Origin of the sequence: Plantactinospora solaniradicis (genome assembly GCF_042658085.1) — a bacterium.
Lineage (GTDB): Bacteria > Actinomycetota > Actinomycetes > Mycobacteriales > Micromonosporaceae > Plantactinospora > Plantactinospora solaniradicis.
Window position 1 is genome coordinate 1 of the sequence record NZ_JBHSPR010000011.1, and the last position, 10156, is coordinate 10156.

A 10156-nucleotide genomic window follows, 5' to 3' on the forward strand; every position below is an offset into this window, starting at 1 on the left:
ATCGAGACGGCAAGTATCCGGCCCTGTTCGACGCGGTCCTCGCCGACGCCGGGATCGCGGTCGTGCGCAGTGGTGTCCGAATACCCCGCATGAACTCGATCATGGAACGCTGGATCCAAACCTGCCGGCATGAACTGCTCGACCGGACACTCATCTGGAACCAAGCCCACCTGATACACGCCCTCCGCGAGTTCGAACGACACCACAACCGGCACCGCCCGCATCGCGGCATCGCGAACGCCCGGCCTCTGCTACCGCTACCCGAACCGCTCACCGATCCCGCAGCGCTGACACGCCTGCACGTTCGTCGGCACGACCAACTCGGCGGACTCCTACACGAATACGAGAACGCCGCCTGACCAGCGCGGACGGGATTGTCGGCACCCGCAGCGCTACGTCGGGAATCGGAGTGTGAACCGCTGTAATGCCTGCTCAACCGGCGTTTTCAATGATCAAGGTTTCGGCCCGATACCCCCGACATCGGGTGAGGGCAAGGCCACCCACGTACTTCGTCGAGGATCGGAGGAAGTACCGCCGGGCGGCGACGATCCGTAAACCGTACGCTCGTATAGGCAAAATCGAGTGTCGAGACCACGCCACGACATTCGCAGCGATAGATGAAAAAGGCCAGCTAAGCTGGCCTTTAACCCTGTCGGGACGGCCGGATTCGAACCGACGACCCCTTGACCCCCAGTAGTCCGGTGGCCCAGCGGCATGCTCACGCACGTTTGTCCAGGTCGCCCACAGCATAAACCGGCCGAGTAAAGGAGTCGTCGCAAGCCCATCCCGTCGGCCGCAGTCACCGTCAGCAGCGCACGGCGAGCGATCTGACCCCGAACTTCGACGCCGGGCTCAGTCACGGGAGCCGGTCGGCCCTGCTCCCGGCGCCTGTCGAGCAAGCCGCCGACCAGCCTCCGGACGGCGACAGCCTCAGCAGCCAACAGCCTCTCGCCTGCCCCGGCGTAAACACCGGACCACGGCCCGGACGACCACCCGGACAAACGAACAGCCACCCCACCCGCCGCTACGACGTCCGCATCGTCACCAGCAGCCAGGCCAGGAACACAAGGTTCCGGGCCTGCTGGGTGACCCAGTCCCCCGTCGGATGCTCGCTGGCGCCAACAAGTATTCGCAGGCAGCGCAGCCGAACTGAATTTCCGAACGGCACAGGCCGAGAACGCGATCTTCGCCTACATCGACGGCTGGTACAACACCCGTCGCATCCAGGAGGAACTCGGCTACCTCAGCCCCGACGAGTACGAAACCGCCTGGCACACCCGCCGACACAACCCAGCCGAGCCACCTATCACCACCCCTGCGCCGGCCGGCAGCAGGTAACCACCCGCTCCATCAAAGCGGGGGAAACTCAAACGGCGTGCCACCAGCCTGGCTGGCGGACGACGTCCGGTCAGGCCGGTACCTGTCGCTGTTGGAGCGGCAACGGATCGCCACCTTGCGCAGGCAGGGCTTGACGATCCGGGCGATCGCAGAGCAGCTGGGCCGCTCACCATCGACGGTGAGCAGAGAGCTGCGCCGCAACGTGCGCCCACACGACCGCGGCGTTTATAACGGCGACCTGGCCCACTCGCGAGCACAGCAGCGAGCCCGCCGTCCGCGAGGTGGACGGCTGCTCGCCGACACCAGCCTGCGCGCCGTTATCGAGGCCAAGCTGGAACAGGATTGGAGCCCGCAACAGATCTCCGCATGGCTTCGGCAGGCCCATCCCGACCAGGGTCGTGGCATGTCTGTCACGAGACGATTTACCAGGCGCCCTACTGCGGCGGCAAAGCGGACTCAGCCGCCAGCTCACCCTGCGGGTGCCGAAAACCTCATCCACCCTGGTAACAGCCATTTGATCACCGAGGTTGGATCGGCCGGTCCCGGCGCGGATCGGTCGGCCGAATCACGGTGGTGGTCTACGATAAGCGCTGGGCGACGATGGGGTGTGCTGTCTCGACTGGTGTACCTCGGCGTGGCCAACACTCTCGCCCTGCTGCGGCTGCTGCCGATGAGCGAGCGTGACAAGGACGCCGAGATCTTGGCGTTACGGCACCAGGTCATGATTCTCGAACGGCAGTTGCATGGTGACCGGGTCCGGTTCACCCGGGCGGACCGGGCGTGGCTGGCCGCCCTGCTGCACCCGTTACCGCGAACCCTGCTGCGTCATCTGCGGCTGCTGGTAAGCCCTGACACGGTGCTGCGCTGGCACCGGGATCTGATCGCCCGACGGCATGCCCAGCGTTCCCGGCCCCACCAGGTCGGGCGGCCCCGAACGGTCCGGTCGATCCGCCGGCTGGTCCTGCGCCTGGCCTCGGAGAACCCGGCGTGGGGTTACCGCAGGATCCACGGCGAACTGCTCGTTCTGGGGGTGAAGGTCGCCGCATCCACGGTCTGGGAGATCCTCAAGGACGCCGGTATCGCGCCGGCACCGGAACGCACGAGCAGCACGTGGGCGGCGTTCCTGCGTTCCCAGGCCTACACGATCATCGCCGCGGACTTCTTCGAGACGACCACACTGACCGGTACCAAGCTGTACGTCCTGGCCGTCATCGAGCACGCCGCCCGCCGGGTCCGGATCCTCGGTGTCACCGCGCATCCGACCGCCAGCTGGGGTGACCCAGACGGCACACAACCTGGTGATGGACCTCGAAGACGCAGGCTGCCAAGTGAGATACCTGATCCGTGACCGTGTGAGTGCCGAAAACCTCATCCGTCCTGGTCGCAGCCATCTAACGAGCTCGTGCGCAATAGGACGGTCGGTGGCGTCGACCCGGCGTGAGTGATGATCTTCGGGTGTCGATCCGGTGGGCTCGTCGTGTGTTCAGTCATCCCGCGTTCACAGGGATCTCCCGACGGCATCTGCACCTGCTGCGGGTGGAGCTGTGTTCGGCCTGGTGGGCTGGGCGGGAGGGCCGGTTGCGAGCCCGACGTGGCAGGCCGCGTCGGCGGGCGGCGGGAGCGGGTCGACGTCTGACGCTGCGGTTCACCGACCGGCTGATCATGACGCTGGCTCATCTGCGGCTGGGGATACCGCACAAGGCCCTGGCCGTCGGGTTCGGCGTCGACCGTTCCACGGTCACCCGGGCGATAGGGCAGGTTCGGCCGTTGCTGGCCGGCAGGGGGTACGCCCGGCCGAGCGGGGTACGGCTACGAACGTTGGCGGATGTATTCGCCTACGCCGCGACCGAAGGTGTGACGTTGCGCCTGGACGCGACCGAGATCCGGGTACGCCGGCCCCGCGTCGGGCGGCCCGGCCGCAAGGCGTTCGTGTCCGGCAAGGTCAAGCAGAACACGATCAAGGCCACCGTCGTGGCCGACGAGTACGGAGCAACGCTGTGGTGCGGCGGCTACCGGCCCGGCCGGATGCACGACACCACTGCGGTGCGGGTCGAGGGCATCGACGGTCTACTGGACGCGCACCCGCAGGTGCGGGTCCTGGTCGACGCCGGTTACCAGGGACTCGCCAGGACCCATCCCCGCCAGGTCATCGCACCGCCGTTGAAACTGCGTCCCGGCGCGCCACCGGCCCGGCAGGTTCAATGGGAGGCCGAGCGTAAACACCAGTCGTCACAACGAATCCCGGTCGAACACGCCATCGCCGAGCTGAAGTGGTGGCGCCAACTACAGCGATTTACCGGCCGCCGCGAACTACTACCCGAAACCCTCAACGCCGTCGCCGGCCTCGTCTCCGACCGCATGATCACCTGGTAGACGGCACCCGAGCACCGCAGCTCACAGCCCTCACTATTGCGCATGAGCTCGTAACTGCCGGGGAACGGATAGGTCCATTGCCGCGCGTTCAGATTATGGTGCCAGCGCAACAGCGTCGCCGGGGTGACGAAGAACGCCGACCACCACGCCTGCGGCAACAGCCTCGACAGCCCGGCAAGCACCACCCGGTCGGACGGTTCCAGATCCGGCCGCGCACCTGCCGACCAGTCCTCCGGCGCGTCCTCGACAACGGGTCTGGAGTCGGGTGGCGGGCCACCGTGAGTCCAGGGGTTTCTTCCCGCGTCGGCCAGGATCGGCGCCGGACGAATGTCTCGGTCACGCTCGTGTAGGTGACGTCCTCTCGCCTACCATCGGCCTGACGCGGGCCCTAGCCCGTCGCCGGGCGGGCCCGACTGTCAACTCCGGGCAACATAGCTGCCGGGTCGCGGGTGACCACGACGTCGAGCACGGTCGGGCCGGGGGTGGACAGCGCGAGCTTGAGCGCCGGGGCCAGTTCCGGTGGCTGGTCGACCCGTATTCCGTGGCAGCCGAGGGACCGGGCGACGTTGGCGAAGTTGATGTCGGTGAGGTCTGACGCGTGGTATGCGTCCGTGCCGTAGATGAGGTGCTGCAACGCTTTGACGTATCCGGATGCGGCGTTGTTGACCACGATGAGCGTGAGGGTGAGGCCGAGCCGGTGTGCGGTCTCCAGTTCGCCGAGGGCCATGGCGAATCCGCCGTCGCCGGTCAGGCTCATTACCGGGCGGCCCGGCGCGGCGAGCGCCACGCCTATCGCGCCGGATACCCCGTAGCCGATGGACGCGAACCCGCGGTCGGGCACGAACGAGCGGCCCGGGCGCCTGCTGTCGAACAGCAGCCCGCCCCAATGGGTGGCGAAGCCGGCGTCGGTGACCAGGTAACCGTCGGCCGGTAGCGCCGTGTTGATCTCGGTCATCAGGCGGGCGACGCTGATCGGCGTCTCGTCGGAGTACAGCCGGTCGGCTACGCTCTCCCGCCAGGCGGTCATCCGGCGGGCAACGTCCGCCGCCCGGGATGCCAGCCGTGAGCCGATGGCGGCCGCTTCCGAATCGAGCTCGGCCCGCAGGTCCTGGATGCCCAGCAGCGCGTCGCCCCAGAGCAGCACGTCCGGCTCGACGGTGCGGCCGAACTCCTCGGCCACTACGTCCAACTGGATGATCGCGGCGCCGGGGCGGGGCACCATGTAGCGCTTCGTGGCGATCTCCCCGAGCTTGCAGCCGATCACGAGCAGCAGGTCGGCCTCGTCGATCAGGACGTTGGCGATGCGGTCGTAGCGGCCGAACAGGCCGGCGTTCAGCGGGTCCGTACAGGGGATGGCGCCCTTGCCGGTCAGCGTGTGGGCCACCGGGATCGACAGCGACCTGGCGAAGTCGGTCAACGTGTCGGCCGCACCCGACAGGTGTACCCCGCCGCCGGCGAGGATCACCGGCCGTCGGGCGGTCGCGAGCAGTTCTGCTGCCTGCCGCACGGCCGCGCCGTCTGGCCTGGCCCGCAACGCTGGTACCGCCCGATTGGCGCTCGGCCCGGTGAACTCGGCCGGATCGAAGGCGTGCCGGCCGTGTACGACGTCCTCCGGCACATCGAGCACGACCGGGCCTGGCCGGCCGGTCGTGGCCACGGCGAACGCGCGACGGACCAGTTCCGGAATCCGGGCGGTCGTCTCGATCCGGATCAGTTCCTTGCACGCCGGCCGCAGGATGTCGACCTGCCGGCCCTCCTGGGTCATGTTCTTCCCGGCGTGGTCGCGGTGAGCGTCGCCGACCAGCGCCACCAGCGGTGTGCCGGCGTTCAACGCCTCGACCAGACCCGTGATCAGGTTGGTCGCGCCGGGTCCGAGGGTGGCGTCGACGAGGCCGACCCGGCCGGACGCCTTGGCATATGCATCGGCGGCGAACACCCCGCCCCGCTCGTCGGTCACCAGGTGATGCTCCAGGCCCAACCTGCGTGCGGCGTCGTAGAAGGGGAGTAGCTGGAAGCCGCCGATGCCGAATATCGGGCCGCCGTCGAAGACGCGGAGCATTCTGGCGATCGCCTCGCCACCGCTGATGTCGAGTCTGCCGGTCACAGCGGCGCGGCGCCGATCGTGAGCCCGCCGCAGACGTAGAGCGTCTGGCCGGTGACGAATCCGCTGCCGTCGCTGAGGAAGTACGAGGTCGCCCCGGCGACGTCCTCGGGTGTGCCGACGCGACCGACCGGGATCCCTTGCAGCAGTGCGTGGGTACGGGGATCGTCGGGCGCGTTCGATCTGGTGAACAGGTCGGTCTGGATGGGACCGGGGCCGATTGCGTTCACCGTGATGCCGTGCCGGCCGAGTTCTAGGGCCCAGACCCGAGTGGCTCCGATGAGCGCGGCCTTGGACGCGGCGTAGGCGGATCGCTCCTGCTTGCCGAGGGCGGCGCGGGAGGAGATGTTCACGACCCGCCCGTGGCCGGCCTCCTTCATGCCGGGCAGAAGCGCCTGGAGGCACTGCAATGGCAGCCGGATGTTGAGCGCGAGGACGGCGTCCATGTCGGACAGCGTCTGGGCCTCCACGGGTGCCGGGCGCACCAGGCCGACGTTGTTCACCAGCCGCGTGACCGGGCCGTCCGCCAGCACGGTGTCCAGCGCGGCGGCCGTCTCGTCCGGATCGGAGAGGTCGGCGAGCACGCCGCCGGGGACCGGCTTCTGGTCGATCACCGCCACGTGGTAGCCGTCGGCGCGGCAGCGTGCGGCGATGGCGGCGCCGATGCCGGCCGCGCCGCCGGTCACCAGTACACGGGACCCGGGGACCGCCGTGGGCTCGGTCATGGCGACACCCACTGCGACCGGTCGGAGGACAGGTCCCAGTCCTTGGTCTCGGGAAGCAGCTTGACGAGCACCGTTATAGCGATGATCGCGAGCGCGACGAGGTAGTACGCGGGGGCGATCGGGCTGCCGAGGGTGGCGGCGAGCCAGGCCCCCACGTAGGGGGCTGGGCCTGCGATGAACGCGATCGCGAAGTTGAACGAGATCGCGCTGCTGGACGAGCGGGTGCTCGCCGGGAATAGTTCGACGAGCAGCACGACACAGGTGACACTGGCGAAGGCCTGCACGACGACCAGCGCGAGCAGGCCGGTGACGATCAGCGGGATCGCGCCGGTACCCATGAGTGCGAACGCGGGGATCGGAAGGATCACGTAGCCGGCCGCGACAAGCAGGTTGGGTACGCGCCGGCCGACCCGGTCGACGATCCACCCGGCGACTCCGCACAGCGAGGCGTAGCAGAGCAATGCGCTACCGACGATCAGCAGCGCCTGCTCGGCGTCGAGCTCGACGGTCACCTGTAGGTAGTTCACGGTGTAGGTGGCGATGTAGTAGTAGCCGACGCCGTGCAGCGTGCCGAACGCCAGTGTCAGCACCCCGGGCTTCCAGTTCGCGCGCAGGCCGGTGCGCAGCGGGGACCTGGAGATGCGCTGTTCCGCTCGTAGCTGGGTGAAGACCGGTGATTCGTCGAGCCGTAGCCGGATGATCAGGCCGACGACGACGAGGAGCCCGGCGATCCAGAACGGAATGCGCCAGCCGAAGGAGAGCATCTGCTCGCGGGTGAACACGGTGTTCAGGCCGAGAGCGAAGAAGCTGCCGAACGCGGTGGCGAGGGCGCCCGTCCCCGAGATGACGCTGCCGTACCGGGCCCGGGCGTGCTTCGGGGCGCCTTCGATCACGTAGGCGGAGGAGGTGGTCCACTCACCGCCGGCGGACAGCCCCTGGATGGCTCGGATCACGATGAGCAGGATCGGCGCGACGACGCCGATCTGGTCGTAGGTCGGCAAGAATCCAATCAGGACGGTCGCCGCACCCATCGTGGTGATGGAGATCACGAGCGCGGTGCGCCGGCCGAGCTTGTCACCGATCACGCCGAGCAGGATCGCGCCGAGCGGGCGGAAGAAGAAGCCGACGGCGAATACCCCGAGCGAGCGCAGCGTGGCGGTCACCGGGTCGTCGTCGGCGAAGAACAGTTGTCCGAGGAGCACGGCCAGCAGGCCGTACACCGCGAAGTCGTACCACTCCAGGAAGTTGCCGACTCCCGTGGCGACAAGGGCCTGACGACGTTTCTGGCGGACAGCCGGCGGCGGGTCGGATGTGACCGTCACGGCGTACTCCTTCGTACCGGCGACGGGTGGGGCACCCGTCAGAAGGCAGCGGATGTTCCGTTTAACGGACTGTCGGTTCCTATTAAAGGAACATTAGGAGTCCTCGATGCGGCATGTCAAGGCTCCGCCTCGTGGTCAGGCGGCAGTGATCCGGCAGGGACGGTCGCGACGAGGCCGGCGCGGGAAGTGCTGGTGCGGGCCGGCCGGACTCATCCGCGATGAGGCCAGCCGCAGGTCAGAGTTTCGTCAGCCCCCGCAACTCGGCAACATCTCGGCGTTCCGTTGGCGATACAGGCGGGCGTGTGACGGCCCACGATGGTTAGCCGGCGCGCCAGAAACTGGTACTGGATGTCCCCTCGATGACACCGTGGAGTTCGGACTCGATGGTTGCGATGGTCCCCCCGAGCCGGCGCGCGACCTCGGTGCGCCGGTCGCCGGCGAGCCGGGGCGAGATCGCCACCACGCTCACTGCGGCGACGGGTTCACCCGCCTGGGTGCGGATCGGGATTCCGATGCCGCTCATGCCGGGGATGAGGCGGTCGACGTTCAGCGCGTATCCGTTCTCGCGGGTGAGCAGGATGTCCTCGCGCAACCGGTCGGCGGTGAGATGATATGTCGCGTAGTTCTCGGCCTGCTCGGTCGTCAGTCGCTGGATCTCCTCGTCGGGCAGGTACGCGACGATGGCCAGGCTTCCGCTGCCGGCGCCGAGCGGGCGCCGGTCGCCGATGTTGAGGGTCAGCGTCTTGATCGGGAAGTCGCCTTCGGCGCGGCCGAGGCAGATCGCGTGGTCATCGCGACGCTGGTAGAAGTACACGGTGTCGTGCAGTTCGACGGCGAGCGCGCGGAGATGCGGGCTTACCCGTTCGGCGAGTTCGAAGTGATCGCTGCCCCGCACCGCCCACGTGAAGATCCGATCACCCAGGAAGTACCGCCCCGACGAGCGGTCCAGCCTGGCCATTCCGTTCGCCACCAACCCGCCGAGAAACCGATGCGCCACGGTCTTGGTGAGTCCTGTTTCGTTGATGACGTCGGTCAGCCGAAGGCCGGGGCGGCCCGCACCGGCCAGCGCCTCAAGCACGAGCGCCGCCCTGGCGATGTTCTGGTGCTCGCCACGTGCGCCGCCACCGGGACCGGGAAGGGAGCTTTCTGCGTTCATCTGCGTGCCCCATGCTATCCGAGCCGTCGGCTTGACACGGACGGAGCTCCCGCCCTACGGTCCGTCAAAAGGGACTTCGATTCCGTTTAACGGAACGTCGGTGAGGATGCGCATGGTAGAGCCAGCGCGTGACGGTGTCCGGCTGCCCGCCTATCGCGATCTTCCCCTGGTCGAGGGCGGCGCACGATCGGCCTGGCACCTGTTCGGGGCGGAGGACTCGCTCGGCCTGATGAACCTGCTGACCGCCGGCCGGATCGTCGACGCCGTACGGCTCGTGCGGCGCGGGGCCGTGTTCCCGCTGGATGTGCGGTCGGACTACCTGCACCCGGCGTTGTTCGGGCGCGGAGCCCCTCGTCGCACGACCTTCGAGCTGCGCGGCGGCGTTGCCCTCGACGATGTACACGACAACGTGTACCCGCAGGCGGGCAGCCAGTGGGACGCCATCGGACACGTCGCGTTCGCGCCCGACCGGTTCTACAACGGGCGGACGTTGAACGAGGTCCGGTCGGGTGCGCTGACGATCGACCACTGGGCCGCCCGCGGCATCGTGGCCCGCACCGTTGTGCTCGACCTTGCGGAGGTTGTTGACGCCCGTGGCGGTCCCGGTGCAAGTGTGAGTCTGGGTGTCACGGACCTCGACGAGGCACTACGGGCCGCCCGCATCGAGGTGCACACCGGGGACGTCCTGCTGCTACACACTGGTTTTCTGCAGTGGTACGGAGACCAGGACGCTGCCACCCGGGCCCGGATGTCCCGGCGCGACCTGCTCACCGCGCCCGGGCTGGAGCATTCCGAAGAGATGGCCGAGTACCTGTGGGACCTACACGTGCCCGCCGTCGTCACCGACGGCCCGGCTGTGGAGGTGTGGCCGCCCGACGAGCGGCCGGAGGCCTGGCCGTTCGGTTTCCTGCACCAGATCCTGCTCGGCCAGTTCGGCATGGGGCTCGGCGAGTTGTGGTGGCTGTACGACCTCGTCGAGGACTGCCGGCGCACCGGAAGCTACGACGCGCTTCTGATCAGTGCACCCATGAACACGCCCGGAGGCCTCGGCTCGCCGGCCAACGCACTGGCCATTCGCTGAGGCACCGTTGCGTTGAGCGTCGGCGGGATCGAGGCAGGCTTGAGTAGTGAAGCCATCGAC

General features: G+C 68.2%; 9 protein-coding genes and 1 pseudogene. 6 read left to right on the forward strand and 4 right to left on the reverse strand.

Annotated features, from left to right (window positions below; translation table 11 throughout):
- Positions 1-101: 101 nt before the first annotated feature.
- The 5 genes and pseudogenes from ACFP2T_RS17545 (at position 102) to ACFP2T_RS17565 (ending at position 3711) form a co-directional block, all read left to right on the forward strand.
- On the forward strand, positions 102-359 hold the full coding sequence (locus ACFP2T_RS17545; protein ID WP_377422942.1) for an integrase core domain-containing protein: 258 nt from the start codon (positions 102-104) through the stop codon (positions 357-359).
- Between the two features lie 790 nt (positions 360-1149).
- Positions 1150-1338, forward strand: coding sequence for an IS3 family transposase (locus ACFP2T_RS17550; protein WP_377422944.1), 189 nt, complete (start codon positions 1150-1152; stop codon positions 1336-1338).
- A 28-nt stretch (positions 1339-1366) separates the two neighbouring features.
- Positions 1367-1820: pseudogene (locus tag ACFP2T_RS48165) on the forward strand (transposase); the annotation flags it as partial.
- Positions 1821-1945: 125 nt separating this feature from the next.
- Complete coding sequence (locus ACFP2T_RS17560) at positions 1946-2686, forward strand: transcriptional regulator (RefSeq protein WP_377422947.1); 741 nt, start codon at positions 1946-1948, stop codon at positions 2684-2686.
- Positions 2687-2916: 230 nt separating this feature from the next.
- Positions 2917-3711 (forward strand): transposase family protein, encoded by a 795-nt coding sequence (locus ACFP2T_RS17565; RefSeq protein ID WP_377422928.1) that lies wholly within the window; start codon positions 2917-2919, stop codon positions 3709-3711.
- Between the two features lie 388 nt (positions 3712-4099).
- Here the strand turns inward: ACFP2T_RS17565 and ACFP2T_RS17570 are convergent, their stop codons facing one another.
- From ACFP2T_RS17570 to ACFP2T_RS17585, 4 genes are all read right to left on the reverse strand, one after another.
- Positions 4100-5815: a thiamine pyrophosphate-binding protein gene (locus ACFP2T_RS17570; protein ID WP_377422930.1), complete on the reverse strand. Its 1716-nt coding sequence runs from the start codon at positions 5813-5815 to the stop codon at positions 4100-4102.
- Positions 5812-6537, reverse strand: coding sequence for an SDR family oxidoreductase (locus ACFP2T_RS17575; protein WP_377422933.1), 726 nt, complete (start codon positions 6535-6537; stop codon positions 5812-5814). Before ACFP2T_RS17575 ends, ACFP2T_RS17570 begins: the two co-directional genes overlap by 4 nt.
- Positions 6534-7859, reverse strand: a complete 1326-nt coding sequence (locus ACFP2T_RS17580) for an MFS transporter (RefSeq protein ID WP_377422935.1) — start codon at positions 7857-7859, stop codon at positions 6534-6536. Before ACFP2T_RS17580 ends, ACFP2T_RS17575 begins: the two co-directional genes overlap by 4 nt.
- 319 nt (positions 7860-8178) lie before the next feature.
- Positions 8179-9015: an IclR family transcriptional regulator gene (locus ACFP2T_RS17585; RefSeq protein WP_377422937.1), complete on the reverse strand. Its 837-nt coding sequence runs from the start codon at positions 9013-9015 to the stop codon at positions 8179-8181.
- A gap of 112 nt (positions 9016-9127) precedes the next feature.
- Between ACFP2T_RS17585 and ACFP2T_RS17590 the strand changes: the two genes are divergently transcribed.
- Positions 9128-10096, forward strand: coding sequence for a cyclase family protein (locus ACFP2T_RS17590; protein ID WP_377422939.1), 969 nt, complete (start codon positions 9128-9130; stop codon positions 10094-10096).
- Positions 10097-10156: the final 60 nt, after the last annotated feature.